This window comes from Sphingopyxis granuli, from assembly GCF_001559015.1.
GTDB lineage: Bacteria > Pseudomonadota > Alphaproteobacteria > Sphingomonadales > Sphingomonadaceae > Sphingopyxis > Sphingopyxis granuli.
The window spans coordinates 722,835-738,854 of record NZ_CP012199.1 but is presented as its reverse complement, the minus strand read 5'-3'; the positions used below and the strand labels follow the sequence as shown (position 1 = coordinate 738,854).

The window sequence follows — 16,020 nt, the reverse complement described above, 5'->3', positions numbered from 1 at the left end:
TCCCTTCCCTTCCGGCCGATCTGCGATGACCGCATAGTCGGCCGACCAAGCTCGGCAGGCGCTCGCGAACGCGGGTCTGGATAGTTCTCACAGAAATGGCGCATGGATCGCTGACCCGTTGGGCAGCGCAAGCAGGCCATGACGCGACGTCAGTCTAGCATTTCCGGGGCGGCACCCAAAGGAGCCAAAATCGCACTTTCAGGCATCGATTTGCCGGATATTCAAATTTCTGTCTTCCTGATGCCTTCAGCAGTAATTTTCCTGAGATGTTGCGCCCAATACCGGCACACTACCGCACTAAAGCCACGCCGATCCTGAGACGCGTCGCATGGCGGTCATAGTCGAGCAGATTCTCGCCATAGCCGACGAAGGACTGCGCAAAGAGGTAGAAATCCGGGCCGCCGTTCCACAGGCGCGGCAATGGATAGGACAGATCAGCGTTGAGCGCGGCCTTGCCCGACCGGGGATTGAACCGCGTGGCCGTGGACAGCCGAAGTCCGTCATCCTTCCCGAGTTCGACGAACAGCCCGGTATGTCCACGATAGCGCACGATATCAGGATTATCGGACTTGTCGCCGATATAGACAGAGAGCCGTGGCGCCACGCTCAGCCGATACCCGCCACCAAGCGACACCGCCGCCATCGGCGCCACATAGAGGCTATTGATGCTGCGCGATTCCAGGCCGTCTCGCCCGTTGGACTCGTGACGAATGCCCACCTGCGCTGCCAGCGTGATCCCGTTGTCGAGCCTGGTGGATGGCGTGATGTAGATGATTTCTGGCTGAAAATCGATATTGCGGAACGGCGAGGAACGTCCACCGAGATCCCAGAACATTCTCTGGGTATAGGCGAAGTGCAGGCCCTCGGGCTCCCTGCCGGCTGCGCGGGAACCGAACAGCTTGTATTTGAAGCTGATCTGGATGCGCGCGTCGCTGTTGGTGCCGGGGCCATACACCGCATAGATGGGCTCGTAGGCTGCCAGGTTGGCGAGGAAGGCGTTGCCGGCCGCCTTGTCCGTGGGCGGCGCTGCAGGCGGGCTTTCGGGGGATGGAACGCCTGTTGCTTCCTGGTCGGCCAATCGAACCGTGTCCGACCGCGTCAGACGCACGGCCTGCGTCGACCATGCCGGAACAGAGAGCAAGGCGTCTTCCCGGACTTCGCCGGGCGGCATGCGATAGCGCGCCTCCGCAAATCCGTGGGCGGCGACTGTGATGTTCGCGGGTGTATCGGCGGATCGCATCAGGATGATCGTTCTCTCGCCCTCGGAGCCATCGATTCGTGCCTCGGTTCGGTCGGGAAGCGTGATGCTGTCCTCGGTATCGTCGGGATTTAGGAGGCGCAGTTCCACCAGGGTGTCAGCTTGCCCCTCCTTACTCGTGGTTCCGCGCAGCAGGACCTCCATGCCGGCAGCCATGGCCGTGCCGGGCACTGCGAGGAGCAGCGGCGCAAGGGAGAGGACAACAGTGCTACGCAGGGATGTGATTGTCCGCTCGGATTGGCGCTGTCGCGCGTCAGACTGGCAATTGGGCATGATCTTCCTCATGGCGTGCGCGATAGTCCTGCCCGGCGGCGTGCAGGCCAGCGAGCGCGAAGCGATGCAGATGGTCCGCCAGCGTCCGGCGATTGATCCGCAATATGTCCCTGCCGGGCGCGGGTAGATTGTTCCCGGCGACAAGCAGCATGGCGCATGGTGCGGCCACGCTGATCAGGCAGCAGAGCAGTTCCGGCGCGCCGATGGGTATCCCGCTCACGTCGCTCAATATCCGCAGCGCGACCCGAAGCTTGGGCGGCGCTTCCTCGTCGCGCAGGACCGAAAAATGCGCGGACGGCGCCGCAAGTTCCCGAACCAGCACGGCAGTACTCCAATGCGAGGACCCGGCGAGGCGGCCGACGATGGCATCGAGCAGCGTGCCAAGCTTTTCTTCGGGCATCGCCTGGCTTGCAGATATCTGCTCGAGTTCCTCAAGCCGTACAAACCGTCGATGCGCCTCGACCAGCACGGTCCGGTAGAGGCCATCGCGGTTGCCGAAATGATAGTTGATCGAGGCAAGATCGACTTCCGCCTTCGCGGCGATTGCCTTGCTCGTGGTCGAGGCCAGCCCTTGCGATGCGAACAATGTGCCAGCGCTTTCCAATATACGCGCGCGGGTCGCCGCACCGTCCGACCGGGGGCCTCGGAGGGGTTTGCCATTCATGATTTGCTCTTGAACCGGATCGGATTGTAGGACAAGTCGAACATTAAATCTGATTTAGACTAAGATTCTTTTCGCCGCAGTCCTCACCGTCCGGAGTCGTCACATGCACAATCGCACCCTTGGTATCCTCGGCATGGCCGCACTGGCGCTGAGTGGGTGTGGCGGGAAAGATGCCGGCAAGACCGAGCTTGTCCTTCAGGGCAATGTCGATGTGCGGCAGGTCTCGCTCGCGTTCGAGGACAGCGGCCGCGTCGCGCAAGTGCGGGCGGAGGAAGGGGACAGCGTGAAGGCGGGAAGCATCCTAGCCACGCTCGATACCGTGTCGCTCAACCTGCAGGCAGAGGAAGCCAGAGCACAGGGCGAGGTGCAGCGGCAGAATCTGTTGCGCCTGCGCAATGGCTCGCGGCCCGAGGAAATTGCCCAGGCCCAGGCGCGCCTGACGTCGGCGGAAGCCGAGGCAGCGCGTGCCGAGGGTGACCTGACGCGTCTGCGCGGGATCGCCGCCTCGACCCAGGGGCGCGGCGTCAGCGCACAGGATGTCGATCATGCCAGCAAGACGGCCCTGGCGGCGCGCGCCAGGGCGCGCGAGCAGGCCGAAGCGCTCCGTCTCGCCCGGCGTGGCCCGCGGGCCGAAGATGTCGCGGGCGGCGAAGCGCAGGTGAAGGCCGCGCAGGCGCAAGTAGCGCTGCTCCAGCACCGGATCGACCAGGGCGTGCTGCGCGCGCCGGTCGATGGCGTGGTGCGCGCGGGCCGCGTTCGACCTCGCCTCGGCGCGCTATCGGGGCGGGGTCATTACCTGGCTTGATGTGATCGACAGCCAGCGCACGATGCTGCAGGCGTCGCGCGATCTGGCGGACAGCAATGGGCGCCTCGGAACCCGCTATGCCGCGCTCAACAAGGCGGTCGGTAACGCATCGGCAAACGGCAACTGAAACGAATTGAGTGCTGCCCTGGAAGTGGCGATCGGCCAAGCCATGGTGGTGCGGTCGATGTTCATCAGCGAGAGGCGTTGTCAGGGTGCTTGCCGGGCGCGCGCCGCGATACGCTTGCGGGCCATGCCGATATGCTTGACCGGCGCAGCTTCGATGCCGCGCTCTTCGTTGGATCGATGATCGACGCGGACATCATATCCCGGCGCCGCAAACGTGTCGTTCAGGACCCTCGCCCAGGCGGCACGGATTTCGAGCAGCTTCCCGCGGCTGTTCCATTCGCGCGGTTTCTGGCCGAACAGCCCGTCGACGATCGGACGGGTCGGTATCAGCAGATAGCCATGATGGCGCTTGCCCCTGGGCGTATCGCCCATCTCGATCAGCGTCAGATCGGCGGCAAAGTCCGCGACGCAAAATATCTCGCTGGCGAAACGCCGCAGAACCTCGATCGACGCCGGCAGGTCCAGTTCATCGGGCAGCGCGACATCGAACTGCTTGGCGAGTTGCGCATCCTTGCGGATTTCGGCTGCTTCCAATGCGTTCCAGAAACACTCGCGATCCTCCCACTGCGCGGGGGCCCCGGACGGCAGTATCAGCGCCGACCAGGCAACCGCCCGCTTGTTCGCGAAATTGGAAAACCGGCCGTAGCGCTCATCGTACAGGCGGCAGCTGTTTTGCCATGCCGCGGCCGCGACGATGCTGCGCCCGGCGCCGCGGCTGATGATATCCACATGGAAATGAAAGATCGCCATCTTTTCCTCCTGTCCCGGCGTCACGCCCGAACCGGACCGTCAATTTTCATGACTGGTCCTTCCCGTCGTCCCGCGACCATTCGGGCGAGAGGTCCTGTTTCAATCCGGTGATCACCGCGTCCGAGATCGCCTCGATGCACTTGCGCTCGATGTAGGCGAGGTCGCCGTGGATCAGTTGCCGCGGGAACCGCATGCGTTGGCCCGCATAGAGGACGGGCAGCGCGATATGCGCGGTCGATGCACCGAGCCGGAGCATTGCGATCAGATGATCCTCCAGCCTTATCCCCGGATCGCCGGACTCGATCGCGCGATACCAGCGCAGGCTTCCGCCCATTTCGGTGGCGACCTCCAGTTGCGTGAAACCGAGCGCCTTTCGCGCCTGCCTGATCTTTTCGCCGGAGAGCTTCTTGAGTTCCTTGAAGATCGACAGGTCGACGTCGGCGAATTTTCCATCGGATGCCATATGTCCTTCCTCCCCGGTTCGGCCCGTCGGGCTCTGTGGGTTATCCGGCGAAGGTAGAATCGCGAAGCGGTCGGCATCAAGAATAGATGCCGATGATTTTAGAGGAATATTTCTGCTCATTTGCAACGGATGCGCGTGCATATTTATTTTCTGACGCGCGTAATGGGCAGATAATTTTCCTTTTCCTCCATATCGGATCATTCAGGAACTTTATTGCCGAACCGGCACCGGATCAGGCCATGTGATCCCGAAAGCGAACTTATAAGGCTAAGTTCGTATATTTACGGCTAATATCGCCATTTCAGGCACCCTGCTGCCGGGGCCTGTTGCAATCCCCTTCGTTTCAAATCACTCAGATCGGGTTCCGAGGATTCAAGTCGAATCGGACCTGATACTTCGGACTGGTAAATATTCATCAACCATGGCGCGGGGCGCCAACATGGAGTCGTGCATGATGCCGATTGCCAAAGCGATGACGGCTGCCCTGGGCACACTGATCGCCACGACGACAGCCTGTGCCGGACCCGGCGGACATGGCCGACAGGCCAGTATCACGCCGACCGCCGAACGGCCGCGCATCGTGGTGGCGACGGTCGATGGGTTCGTTCTGCGCGTCGCCGCGACGAACCGGACGGAGCCGGCGCCCGCATCCTTCACTGCCAATCACATCCCGGTGGGCTCGGGCACGCATATCGATGCGCGCCTGCTCTCCCGCCCTGCCAGCACTCTTCAGGAGACTTCGCATGCGCATCCGTAAGTTCGCCGCCTCGCTCGGGGCGAGCGTCCCCGCCCTGCCCCTGCTGCTGGCCGCCCAGGGCGCAGCGTTCGCGCAAGCCGCCGACCCGCTTACGGCCACGGCGCGCGATGCCGAAAACGAATTGCGGCAGACCTTCGTCAATCTGCAATTCGAGGATTTCGGGCCGGCGCCCGTCAAGGGCCCGATCTACCAGGCGACGGCAGGCGGCCGCATCATCTATTATGCGCCTGACAGCGAGCATCTGCTGTTCGCGGAGATCTACGACCGCAACGGCCAGAACCTTACCGCGCTGGCGCAGAACGCCGCTTCAGCGAAGAAACTCGCCGGGATCGACATTGACAAGGCGCTAGCGATCGGTCCGGCGGGCGCGCCCACGGTTGTCGAATTCACCGATCCCGACTGCCCCTACTGCCGCGCGCTCGACCGTTTCTGGGCCGCGAAGGCCGCTGAAGGCAAGCCGGTACGGCGCCTGATCTTCTTCGTCTCCGGCATCCACGCCGAGGCCGCCGCCAAGGCGGAGCATGTCCTTTGCTCGCCGGACAAGGAAGCGGCGTTCAAGGCGATCTACGCCGGAGCCGCGCCGACACCTCTGCGCACATGCGCGGAGGGCAAGGCCAGGGTCGAGGCGCATGCCGGAATCGTCGGCAAGACCGGCATCACCGGCACGCCGACCCTGATCGCGGACGGACAGATGATTTCCGGGTTCCGGCAGGCCGAGATCGAGGCGTTCCTCGACGGCAAGAAGGCGCTCGCGAATGCCGGCCGCTGATCGCCTCCTGACCCCCACCATCGCGAACGCGCGGCGCATCGCTTCTGCCGTCCGGCAGGTCGGCGCCGCCGCGCAAATCCCAATGCCGGCGGCGGGACCCGAACCGGGCCGTCCAGCCTCGCCGTCGGCCGACAGCGATCCCAATCGATGCCGGCAAGCAGTCCCCGGAGCGGCCCATCTTCACTGGAGCAAGTGCATGTTGAAGACTCTTCGCAGACAAACCGCCGACATCGCCAATGTCGGTATTCCCGTTACCCTCCTCGCGCTGCTCGGAGCCGGCGGGGCTCACGCCTTCTCGGCGCCGGCTGCCGGCGACCTCGGCTACGACATCTACGATATCGTGGTCAATCAAGGGGTCAAAGGCCCGCTCGGCTTCGTCGGCGGCGTCGCGGCCTTCCTGTTCGGCGTGAGCAGGCTCTTCTCGAACATCATGATCGGCATCCCGACCATCGTGGCGGCCGTCTGCCTGATCAAGGCGGACTCGATCCTCCAGACATTCGGAATGGTCATCTGACGGATTGGTCCGCCGCCGCGCCTGGGCGCGGCCGGCGGACCTCAACGGGCCAGGGCGCATGAGGCGCGCTGGCGGGACACCCCCCGAAGTTCAACCAGCTTCGCAGGGAGGTCACGACGCAAGGAGGAGAAGGCTCGTGGACGAGCGGCTACCCCAATATCTGCACAAACCCGTCCAGATCCTGTGGTTCGGATCGGACGAGTTCGTGCTCGTGATCACGGTGATCTTCGTCGCCGTGATCGTGGGCGGGATGCTCGGTTGGGCGCTCGTCGCGGGTCTTCTCCTTTTCGTACCCTGGCTCCGCACCAAGCCGCGCGGCTTCATCCCGCACATGGCCTGGCGCTGGGGCCTCGTCCGCTGGTCCAACTATCCGGGTCCGACCCAGACCCGGTTCTACGAATGAGGCGGGCCATGTTCGGACGCAAATCCCCCGGCACACCCCCACGCGATCCGCTGATCGGCAGGCCCGGCAGCTATGGCATCCACCGCTACCTGCAGGGGGCGAGCAACCTGTTCGAGGAGAACCGGCTGCTGAAGCTCGCCGTCATCGGCCTGTTCGGGATCACGGCGGTGCTGGGCATGGTGATCTACACCTCCAACCAGAACACCCGGACGGTCATCGTCCCCTTCGGCGCGGGCGGCGACCTCTATGTCACGGGCGGCGAGCCGTCCGAGGCCTATCTGCGCTCGATGACCCGCAATGTCGTGTCGCTCTCGGGCACCTACTCGGCCTATTCTGCCGACCGGCAGTTCCAGGAACTGCTCAGCATCACGCACCCCTCGACCTACAACAGCCTGCGCGACAGCCTCAACCGGCTGCTCGACGAGTTGGCCAACAACCCCACGCTCTCGATCGCGACCTATATCCGTCCCGATCAGCCCGTGACCTGGACCCGGACCGAGATACTCGTGCCGGTCGAGAAGGTCCGCGTGATCGGCGGCGTGATCCGCAAATTCCGGGGCAATCTGCGGATTCGCTACGTGATCGACAATGGCCGTTTCTGGCTGACCGCCCTCACCGAGGAAAATTTCGATGCGAACCCCCGTTAAGCGGGCGTTGGCGCTCGCCCTCCTGGCCGCGCCATTGCCCTCAATCGCGCAGACCGTCACCGCGCTGCCCGATCAGACCAGCACGATCCGCCTGTCCAATCGCGACATCAACCATGTCGTCTGTGCCGGCGGCGAGATCGAGGACGTCAGGTTCTCGGCCGAAAAGGCGATCGCCGTCGAGCGCGCCGGTTCCGACGCGTGGATCAAGTTCCTCGTTCGCGAAATCGACGATGCAGGGATGGTTACGCGCAGCTTCGTCACCGTGCCGTCCGAGTTCTTCATCACCTGCAACGGCGCGGTCTATGCGCTCTATGCCGAGCCGTCGGATATTCCGGCGCAGACGGTAATGCTTCAGCCCGGCGCTCCCCAGCGCGCCCGCGCCAATGAGGAATTGCTGGGGCCTCTGGTCGAAGAAGAACGGGCGGTCTCGATCACGCTCTCGATGCTCCAGGACCGGATCCCGGCGAGCTTCACCAGCGTCGCGCCCCGATCCGGGCCGATCCGGCTCCGGGCACTGCCGGGCGCCACGCTGGAGGAACGGCGGCGCATCGAGATCGACGGGTCCGGGCTCTCGGCATCGGAATATCTGGTCTCGGCCGCCGGCGGCGCGCAGCTCGACGAACGCGGCTTTCTCGACGGCGCGCTCGGCGCCAACATCTTCGCGATCACGCTCGACCGGGGCAATATCGAGGCCGGGGAAGCCGCGCGGCTGATCGTCGTTCGCCGGGGAGCCGGGCAATGAGCGGCGGAGACTCTCGCGGTAGTCGCGGTCCCCGCGGGCGCGGTCCTGACGATCGCGCGGAGGAACTCGACCTCGACGGCTATCAGGCGGACCGCCCTCGTCCCGGCGAGACTCCGCGTGGCCCCGCGCTGCTCGATCTCAAGACGCGGTGGCAGACGCTGACGGCTCGTCAGCAGCTGCGGTTGAGGCAGCTTGGCGTTGCCGGTGCGATCGGCGTGCTGGGGCTCGGCCTCTACACGGCGAGCGGCGACAAGACCGAGCAGGCCGCGCCATCGCCCAGCTCGAAGCTCGACATGGGCGCAGGCCTTCGCGGCGACAGCCTCGAGGTCAAGCTGCGCGGCGACCTCCAGAAGATCCTCGACGGCCAGCAATTGCTCGGCGATCGCGTCACCGCCATCGAGGAAGGCAAGGTCGTACCCGGTTCCGGCACGCCGCCCCATGCGCTGGACGGCGATCTGCCTCCGGCGATCCCCGGCGCGGTTCCCGATTTTCCCGAACCGCCCGCGACCGGTGACATCGATCCGTCCGTCGCGAAGCCGCCCGCGCCGCCTGCCGCTCCGCCCGCGCCTCCGGCCCCGCCGGTCGAGAAGACCGTGGGCGCGATCGGCGCCGCAACCAGTCCGGTCGCGGCCGCCGATGGGGCACAGGCCGCTAAAAAAAAGACGCGGACCATCTATTTGCCACCTGGTTTCATGAAGGCGCGGCTCCTCACCGGGATCGATGCGCTGGCGAGCCGGGATGCGACCAACAATCCCGAGCCGTTGATCGCGCGGGTGCAAGCCCCCGCCGTCCTGCCCAATGACGTCAAGGCCAACCTCGCCGGCTGCTTCGTCATCGGCAACGCCACCGGGTCGCTCGCGAAGGAACGGGTCGAGATCCAGTTGGTCAGTCTCTCCTGCGTCGATTTCGACGAACGCTCGGTCGTCGACCAGCCCATCAAGGGCTTCTTCGTCGACGCCGACGGCAAGAAGGGCCTCTCCGGCAAGGTCGTGACCCGCGCCGGCGCGGCGCTCGCCCGCGCGTTCATCGCCGGGACCATCACCGGGGTCGCCGATACCGTCCAGAACACGATCGGCGACGTCTCGACCTCGGCGCTGGGTTCGGTGCGCACGCTCGATGCGGGCGACGCCGCCAAGGCCGGCATCGCCGGCGGCCTGTCGCGATCGTCCGAGAAGCTCACCGATTTCTATCTAGATCTCGCGCGCCAGGCGGGGCCGATCGTCGAGGTCGGCGCGGCGAAGGACGTCGTGGTCGTGATCCAGGAGGGCGTCACCCTCGAAATCAAGCCGACCGCCGGAAGCAAGTTCTGATGCGCCGGCCTCTCATCCAACAGGGAGTATCGCCCATGCGGCCTCTATCGCCCGCGCGCCGATCGCGCGCCCTCTCCCCGCTTCTTCCGGTCTGCGCCGCCTTCATGCTGAGCGGCTGCGCGACGCTGGGTTCGGTCATGTCGCCCTATAGCGAGAAGTTCAGTTGCAAAAATAACGATCACGGCCAGTGCATCCACCCTGAGAAGGCCTATGCCGATGCCGTTGCGGGCGTCGCGTCGAAGTCCGATCCGGCGGTCACCAGGGACAGGAAACTGATCAGGGACAGCAAGCCTGCGCGCGGTTCGGGCGGATCAGGCTCGGGCAGAGCGGCATCGGGCGCCTTCGCCGGCTATCGCGACAGCGTCTATCGCGAGCTTCAGGGGCTGATCGAGCAGCCGGTCACGCCGATGCTCAAGCCCTCGCGTTCGGTCCGCACGCTGATCCTGCCCTATGCCGACCGCCAGCGGCCCGACCGGCTCTACATGCCGCGCTATGTCTATTCGCTGGTCGAGCGCCCGCAATGGGTCGTCGGCGACTATCTCGTCGCCCCGGTTTCGCCCGCGTCCCGCGCGAACGTGCTCGAACAGGTCCGGGACCGCCCGGACGACGGGCCGAACGATGCGGGGCCACGGCCATGACCAGCTATCAATCGGGCATGACGCTGGCGCGGCTGCGCCGCAGCGTCGAGCGCGACAGCTATTCCGATTTCCTGCCGCTCGCCGCCTGGGTCGAGGAAGAACAGGCCTTCCTCACCATCGACGATGGCTGGGGGTATAGCTGGGAACTGGTCCCCTCCCCCTACATGTTCGCGCATGTCCATGAGGCGCTGCTGGGGCTGCTCAACGTCAATTTTCCCGAAGGCACGATCCTCCAGCTTCAGAGTTTCGCCGACCCGCTGATCGACGATGCGCTGGATGCCTTCCTCGACCTCAAGACCCGGCCCGATCCGCTGATCCAGGCCTCGGCGCGGCGCACCTTCGACTATCTGCGCGCCGGCACCATGGGCCTGAAAGCCCTGCATGGCATTCCCATCCGCGATTTCCGCACCTTCCTGTCGGTCAAGACGCGCGCGCCGATGGACAGCGACCTCAAGCGCCAGATCGAGGAGCAGCTCGCCAAGCTCGGCATCCGCCCGATGGCGCCGAGCGAGATCATCTCGCTCTATCGCCGCATATTCAACGGCGTCCATGCGCCCGCGCCCGGCGTCTTCACCCAGACCGCCGATGTGCCGCTGCGCCGCCAGATCATCGATGCCGGGCCCGCGCTCCGCTTCGACGGACCGGAAGTGTATCTGGGCAACCAGGTGGCGCGCTGCCTGACGCCCAAGTCGCCGCCGCGCCGGATCACGGCTGAACGCGCCAATCGCCTGACCGGCGGCATGCGCGGGTCGGCCGAGGACAGCGACCAGATCGGCGGGCCGTTCCTCTATACGCTCAATGTCCTTTTCGATCACTCGGCCTTCGAAATCCACAAGCGCGCGCAGATTCTCTCGGCGCAGAAGGCGGCAGGCAGCTTCGCGGTCGAAGTCGGCAAGCAGATCGAAGAGATAGGCTGGATCCTGGACGAGGCCGGAAACACCCGGTTCGTCTCGGTGATCCCGACCATGTGGGTGTTCGGCCGCGACCGGCACCAGGCCCGCGAGATGGCGGCCCGCGCCAAGCGGCTGTGGGAGAGCGAGCCGCTGCCCTGGATGGTCCAGGAGGAAAGCTACCTCAATCCGATCCTGCTGGCGGCAAGCCTGCCCTTCGGCCTGTACCCCGAACGCCGCACGATCGGCATGCTCCAGCGCGATTTCCGCGTGCCGGTGCGCGCGGGCGTGCTGATGTCGCCGATCCAGACCGATTTCCGGGGCGGCGGGCGGCCGGCGCTGCTCTATACAGGGCGCAAGGGACAGCTCATCACGCTCGACCTCTTCGATCCGCGCATCAACAACTACAATTTTATCGTCTCAGCGGAATCGGGCGCGGGCAAGAGCTTCCTGCTCAATAACCTGTGCCAGCAATATTTCGCGCAAAACGCCCTCATCCGCATCGTCGATATCGGCGGCAGCTACAGGAAGCTCTGCACGCTCTGCTCGGGCCGTTACATCGATCTCGGCGAAGAGCACCTCGTCCTCAATCCCTTCGACCTGGGGCTGGCTCTCGACGGCGACGATCGCGAGTCCGCGATCTCGATGGCGGTGTCGATCGTCGCGGAGATGGCCAACGCCGGGACGCGCAAGCCCGTCACGACGTCCGAATGGAACCTGCTCAAGTCCGCCGTGCAATGGGCGATCGAGAGCGGCCGCGCGGAAGCGGGCATCGATGCGGTGCGCGAATGGCTCGGCTCCTATCCGGCCAACACCGTCTCCGATCTCGACCGGGTCGACCACCTGGTGCCCACGGCGCGCGAATTGGCCTTCAACCTGCGTGATTTCGGGTCGGACGGCGCTTACGGCCACTATTTCAACGGGCCGTCCACTTTCGACATCTCGAACGATGAATTCGTGGTGCTCGAACTCGAGCGCCTGAAGGCCATGCCCGACCTGTTCAACGTGGTCGTCATGGTGGTGATCAACGCGGTAACGCAGGAACTCTACCTGTCCGCCCGCGATCGCCCTCGCTTCGTGCTGTGCGACGAAGCCGCGCAGTTCATGACCCGCGAAGAGGGCCAGGACCTGTCCCGCCTCGCCGAAGCGATCAGCCAGGGCTATCGCCGCGCCCGCAAATATCGCGGCAGCTTCGGCATCATTCTCCAGAGCATGAACGATCTGCTGCTGTTCGGCGGCACGGGACAGGTGATCCTGGAAAATGCCGCGACGCGCTTCCTCCTGCAAGGATCGACCTATGACAAGGCGGTCGAAAACAAGATCCTCGACTATTCGGGTTTCATCCTCGACCTCCTGAAATCGGTCCGCAACAACAAGCCGAATTATTCGGAAGTCTTCATCGACAGCCCGCTCGGCCTCGGCATCGCCCGGCTCGTCGTCGACCCGTTCAGCTATTGGATCAACACCTCCGCGCCCGAAGACGTGGCCGCGTTCGAGGCGCTGGTCCGCGCCGGACGCTCGCCCCTCGAGGCGGTGTGCGACCTCGCCGGGGTCGACCCCGCCGGGATAATCGGCACGTCCTTCGCTGACGTCGCGCCGCTGAAGCGGAGTGCGCTGTCATGACGCGGCGCTCCCCCTCTCCGGACCAGTTGCCGCTCCGGCTCGTGGAGAGCCCGGATGAGGATATCGAGCGGATCATCGAGGCGCGCGTCGCCGCACGGGCGGAAGCCGACGCATTGCGCTGGCGCTTCCGCCTGGTGGTCATCGAGTCCGTGATGATCGCATCGCTCGTGCTCGCGGCCGGGCTGGTGCTCGAACAGCCCGCCGGCATCGTTCTTCGCGGCGCGGCAATCGTCGGGGGCGGCTGTTTCCTGACCGGGCTCATCCTCATCGGCCTGACCGGGGCCGCGGGCCGTCTGCTCGCAAAACTCAGGAGGAAAAGATGATGCTGGATATGCTCCCGCCCAGTGGCGGCAATGAGCGCCTGACCCTCGTCGTGCGCAGGCCCGACGAATCCCTTTACGACTATCTGGTCCGCTGCCAGTGGGAACTGGGCGACCGGGTCCGGTTCCTCGCGTCCGTTCGCGACGCGCAATGGACCATCCTTGGAATGGAACGCCAGCGCTGGCGGCGGCGCAGCCTGCTGCTGACCTTCACCGGGCCGGTCATCGCTGCCCTGGCCTCCGCTGGTCTTGGCTTGTGCGGGGCCGCGGACAGCGTGCCAGTGCCGCTTATGGCCGGGCTGATCGCCTGTGCCGGACTTGCCGGCGCCGCGCTGGCGATCGGCATCGCCCGCATCATCGACAGCATCCCGAATTGGCTGGTCGCGCGGAGGGCACGGAGATGGGCATGAACGGCAGCTTCTCCGGCTCGCCCGACCCGTCGTCGATCCGCCCGCTGGTCGGCGACATGATCCGCTGGCTTGCCCGGCAGATCGACGGCGGGATCGACGAAATCCCTCCTCGTCCCGGAAAACGGCCGGAGGATCTTTTGATCCGTCCAGGGATGGCGCCGCACCTGCCGGGCGAAACGCAGGAAGCCTACGTCGAACGCCTGCATCGCTCGAATGAAGCCGCGCTCCTGATCATGGCCCGCGCCGCGCTTGCCATGGAATATACGTCCGGTCGGGACGAGAGGATCGCGGCTCTGCGCTTTCGGCAGATCATGGGCCTCGAAGCGATGGCGGCCTCGATCATCGTCGGCCTGTTCCTGCTCGTCCCGGAAATGCCCCTGTTCATGCGGGCGGCCATTCTTGTCCTGACGCCGATCGCGCTTGTGCTTGGAGGGCTGTGGTTCCTGTACCGCGCGTCGAGGATGGCAAATGCCCTCGCCCGACATGCCGAAAGGTGGGGCCGATGAACGGCATCTTCTCCGGCGCGCCTTGTCCGTCATCCATTCGCCTGCTGGTCGGCACGCATCTGCTGTTGATACTCCAGTCCTCGCTGGTGCTTTGGTCGGCTCCCGATCTCGGCGGCGGCCAGGCGTTGATCTGGCTCACCCTGTTCCTGGGCGTCACCGCGTTCATCTGCGCGGTCTGCGGCGAGAGCCGCACACCTGCCGTTCCCTGGAGGGAGCGCCGCCGTGGCCGATAGACGTGTTCCCCAGGGCTGGCATGTCGTCGCCATCCAGTCGGCGCTCATCACCGGGTGTCTGGCCGGCGCGCTGATCGTCGCGGGCGTGGCCCACGCCGAGACATCGACCATCGGGCGCACCTGGCCAGTCGCCGAGCTCGACGCGATGGCCGAGATCGAGGCGCGCGCCGCAAAGCAGCCGCCCAATATGGCGGAAAAGTTCGGACCACGTTCGGGCTGGAGCGCATTGAAGGGCGCGATGCTCGGCGTCGCGCGCCAGACACAAGTTCGCAGCGTTGTGCCGTTCTACACGCTCGATCGGGAAATCCGGCTGCCGGACGGCAAGCTGCTCTATCCGGCCGGCTTCACCTTCAACCCGCTGACCTATGTGTCGCTGCCGCAGAAACTGGTGGTCGTGCATCCCCGCGATCTGGGCTGGGCGCTGAAGACCGCCGCGCTCACCGACTGGATCATCCTGACGGGAGGCGGCGCCCCCAAGGACGATGCGCTATCGCTCGGCGAACGCCACGGCCGCGCGCTGTTCGTGCTCGAAGAGCGGGTGAAGGACCGCCTCGGTCTCACGGTCGCGCCGGTCATCGTCCGGCAGGTCGGCCAGCGCCTCGAGCTTCGCGAAATTCGTCTCGAACCCAAGGGCAGGCCAAACCCATGAGCCGCATCGCATCCACCCTCCGCGCCACCGCAGCCGCCCTCGCATTGGCGCTGCTCGCGCCCGCCGCGCCTGCGCACGCTTCGAAATGCGAGGCGGGCACCGTCTTCAATCCGATCACGAAGGTCCGCTGGAACTGCATCTTCCCGATCACCATCGGCGGGGTTCGGGTCGGCTCCTACGACAAGCTCGACAAGGAACTCGACGCGCAGTCGGCGTCCAAACCCCTGTGCGCGTGCCGCAAGGGCGCGACCTTCTGGTTCGGGGTCAAGGTCAGCTTCTGGTCGCCCAACCGCATGGTCGACGTCGTGACCGAGCCGGGCTGCATGATGGCGCTCGGCGTCGATCTCATGCCGACGGGCGGCAAGCTGCAGGGCAGCCAGTCGTCGATCTCAGATGGCACCAACACCACCAAGCTGTTCGCCCAAGCACACTATTATATCTCGCCGGTCTGGAAGATGCTCGACATGTTCACCGACCTGCCCTGTATCGAGGATGACGGCTTCGACGTCGCGATGATCACCGAGGTCCTGCCCACCTGGCAGTCGGGAACGCTCGGCGCGATCATCCAGCCTGAAGGCATATTGTTCGGCAATCCCGCCGCCGGGCTTGCCTGCATGGCCGACAGTGCCGCGGCCGCCGCGGGCAAGACGATTGACCCTTTATTCTGGTGCATGGGGTCCTGGGGCGCGACCTATCCGGTGGCCGGGGACATCCACATGGGCGACCGGGTCGAAGCCTGGGCCGGGCTCGCCGCACGCTCGACCTTCATAATGGGGCGTTTGGGCGCCCTCACGATCCACTCGGCGGACGGCTGCTCGTTCAAGCCGCAGCCGATCTGGACCAAGAGCCGCTACAAGATGCAGATCATGGAGCCCGTCAAGGGCGGGAAATGCGTCAATATCGGCCGCCCCGGCGCGCTCTGGACTTCCGGCAAGCACGCGCCCGGAAAGGACAACGCCCAATTCATGTTGTTCGAAAAGGCGATTTGCTGCGCGGGGATTTCCACGCCGTGAGCCGATCGCTTCCCCCAAACCGTGCGCCACGCACGGGTAGCTGCCCCGCTCGTCACGGAACGCTCCCCACCGTGAGCGGGCGCGCGGAAGGAGCGGCGGTGTCCCTTTCCGCCGCCGCTCCCCCCTCGGTCAGCGCGGCCGAAAGCCCCCCGCCGGGGCCGGCAATACCCCCTCCCGCCGTGTCCCCGGTGGCGGCCGCGCTGACCATTTTTGAGGGACAGGCCGTCTTTAAGGTACTCTCGCCCGGTTCCGCCGCG

21 protein-coding genes are annotated in these 16,020 nt (G+C 65.4%); 17 read left to right on the top strand and 4 right to left on the bottom strand.

All coding sequences use genetic code 11. The features are described from left to right. Nucleotides 1–289: 289 nt before the first annotated feature. The gene (locus SGRAN_RS03475; protein ID WP_231746289.1) at nt 290–1,543 is read right to left on the bottom strand and encodes a phospholipase A; all 1,254 of its coding nucleotides are present in this window, start codon (nt 1,541–1,543) and stop codon (nt 290–292) included. Next, a complete protein-coding gene (locus tag SGRAN_RS03470) occupies nt 1,512–2,195 on the bottom strand; it encodes a TetR/AcrR family transcriptional regulator (protein WP_062066034.1) in 684 nt (227 codons plus the stop codon). The genes SGRAN_RS03475 and SGRAN_RS03470 overlap by 32 nt, the downstream gene beginning before the upstream one ends. A gap of 103 nt (nt 2,196–2,298) precedes the next feature. Here SGRAN_RS03470 and SGRAN_RS03465 point away from each other — a divergent pair, with 103 nt between their 5' ends. Together SGRAN_RS03465 and SGRAN_RS23115 are read left to right on the top strand one after the other, a co-directional pair. Beyond that, on the top strand, nt 2,299–3,000 hold the full coding sequence (locus SGRAN_RS03465; RefSeq protein WP_231746290.1) for an HlyD family secretion protein: 702 nt from the start codon (nt 2,299–2,301) through the stop codon (nt 2,998–3,000). 1 nt (nt 3,001) lies between these two features. Then, nucleotides 3,002–3,127, top strand: a complete 126-nt coding sequence (locus SGRAN_RS23115) for a hypothetical protein (RefSeq protein WP_257720647.1) — start codon at nt 3,002–3,004, stop codon at nt 3,125–3,127. An 80-nt stretch (nt 3,128–3,207) separates the two neighbouring features. On the opposite strand, the gene SGRAN_RS03460 is transcribed toward SGRAN_RS23115, so the two are convergent. Further along, entirely contained in the window at nt 3,208–3,876 is a 669-nt protein-coding gene (locus SGRAN_RS03460) for a MobA/MobL family protein (protein WP_062066036.1), read from the bottom strand. Nucleotides 3,877–3,922: 46 nt separating this feature from the next. Next, complete coding sequence (locus SGRAN_RS03455) at nt 3,923–4,540, bottom strand: helix-turn-helix domain-containing protein (RefSeq protein WP_237233735.1); 618 nt, start codon at nt 4,538–4,540, stop codon at nt 3,923–3,925. 250 nt (nt 4,541–4,790) lie between these two features. On the opposite strand from SGRAN_RS03455, the gene SGRAN_RS03450 reads away from it, so the two are divergent. The 15 genes from SGRAN_RS03450 to SGRAN_RS03380 all read left to right on the top strand — a co-directional run bounded on the left by SGRAN_RS03450 (nt 4,791) and on the right by SGRAN_RS03380 (nt 15,763). Beyond that, the gene (locus SGRAN_RS03450) at nt 4,791–5,096 is read left to right on the top strand and encodes a hypothetical protein (protein ID WP_062066041.1); all 306 of its coding nucleotides are present in this window, start codon (nt 4,791–4,793) and stop codon (nt 5,094–5,096) included. Next, nucleotides 5,083–5,865, top strand: coding sequence for a DsbC family protein (locus SGRAN_RS03445; protein ID WP_062066044.1), 783 nt, complete (start codon nt 5,083–5,085; stop codon nt 5,863–5,865). The genes SGRAN_RS03450 and SGRAN_RS03445 overlap by 14 nt, the downstream gene beginning before the upstream one ends. 196 nt (nt 5,866–6,061) lie before the next feature. Continuing rightward, a complete protein-coding gene (locus SGRAN_RS22775) occupies nt 6,062–6,379 on the top strand; it encodes a hypothetical protein (RefSeq protein ID WP_188073445.1) in 318 nt (105 codons plus the stop codon). A gap of 136 nt (nt 6,380–6,515) precedes the next feature. Then, nucleotides 6,516–6,782, top strand: a complete 267-nt coding sequence (locus SGRAN_RS03435) for a type IV conjugative transfer system protein TraL (RefSeq protein WP_013846819.1) — start codon at nt 6,516–6,518, stop codon at nt 6,780–6,782. Between the two features lie 8 nt (nt 6,783–6,790). Next, complete coding sequence (locus SGRAN_RS03430; protein ID WP_148650787.1) at nt 6,791–7,429, top strand: TraE/TraK family type IV conjugative transfer system protein; 639 nt, start codon at nt 6,791–6,793, stop codon at nt 7,427–7,429. Beyond that, a complete protein-coding gene (locus tag SGRAN_RS03425) occupies nt 7,413–8,171 on the top strand; it encodes a type-F conjugative transfer system secretin TraK (RefSeq protein WP_062066050.1) in 759 nt (252 codons plus the stop codon). Before SGRAN_RS03430 ends, SGRAN_RS03425 begins: the two co-directional genes overlap by 17 nt. Continuing rightward, nucleotides 8,168–9,481, top strand: coding sequence for a TraB/VirB10 family protein (locus tag SGRAN_RS03420; protein ID WP_062066053.1), 1,314 nt, complete (start codon nt 8,168–8,170; stop codon nt 9,479–9,481). Before SGRAN_RS03425 ends, SGRAN_RS03420 begins: the two co-directional genes overlap by 4 nt. 35 nt (nt 9,482–9,516) lie before the next feature. Next, a complete protein-coding gene (locus SGRAN_RS03415) occupies nt 9,517–10,119 on the top strand; it encodes a TraV family lipoprotein (protein ID WP_062066055.1) in 603 nt (200 codons plus the stop codon). After that, nucleotides 10,116–12,632, top strand: coding sequence for a TraC family protein (locus SGRAN_RS03410; protein WP_062066057.1), 2,517 nt, complete (start codon nt 10,116–10,118; stop codon nt 12,630–12,632). Before SGRAN_RS03415 ends, SGRAN_RS03410 begins: the two co-directional genes overlap by 4 nt. Next, nucleotides 12,629–12,955, top strand: a complete 327-nt coding sequence (locus SGRAN_RS03405; RefSeq protein WP_013846825.1) for a hypothetical protein — start codon at nt 12,629–12,631, stop codon at nt 12,953–12,955. The genes SGRAN_RS03410 and SGRAN_RS03405 overlap by 4 nt, the downstream gene beginning before the upstream one ends. Next, a complete protein-coding gene (locus tag SGRAN_RS03400) occupies nt 12,952–13,362 on the top strand; it encodes a hypothetical protein (protein ID WP_062066059.1) in 411 nt (136 codons plus the stop codon). Before SGRAN_RS03405 ends, SGRAN_RS03400 begins: the two co-directional genes overlap by 4 nt. Further along, nucleotides 13,359–13,868 (top strand): hypothetical protein, encoded by a 510-nt coding sequence (locus SGRAN_RS03395; RefSeq protein WP_062066061.1) that lies wholly within the window; start codon nt 13,359–13,361, stop codon nt 13,866–13,868. Before SGRAN_RS03400 ends, SGRAN_RS03395 begins: the two co-directional genes overlap by 4 nt. Then, nucleotides 13,865–14,101, top strand: coding sequence for a hypothetical protein (locus SGRAN_RS03390; RefSeq protein WP_062066063.1), 237 nt, complete (start codon nt 13,865–13,867; stop codon nt 14,099–14,101). Before SGRAN_RS03395 ends, SGRAN_RS03390 begins: the two co-directional genes overlap by 4 nt. Beyond that, complete coding sequence (locus SGRAN_RS03385) at nt 14,091–14,750, top strand: hypothetical protein (RefSeq protein WP_062066066.1); 660 nt, start codon at nt 14,091–14,093, stop codon at nt 14,748–14,750. Before SGRAN_RS03390 ends, SGRAN_RS03385 begins: the two co-directional genes overlap by 11 nt. Further along, nucleotides 14,747–15,763, top strand: coding sequence for a TraU family protein (locus SGRAN_RS03380; RefSeq protein ID WP_062066068.1), 1,017 nt, complete (start codon nt 14,747–14,749; stop codon nt 15,761–15,763). Before SGRAN_RS03385 ends, SGRAN_RS03380 begins: the two co-directional genes overlap by 4 nt. Nucleotides 15,764–16,020 lie beyond the last annotated feature (257 nt).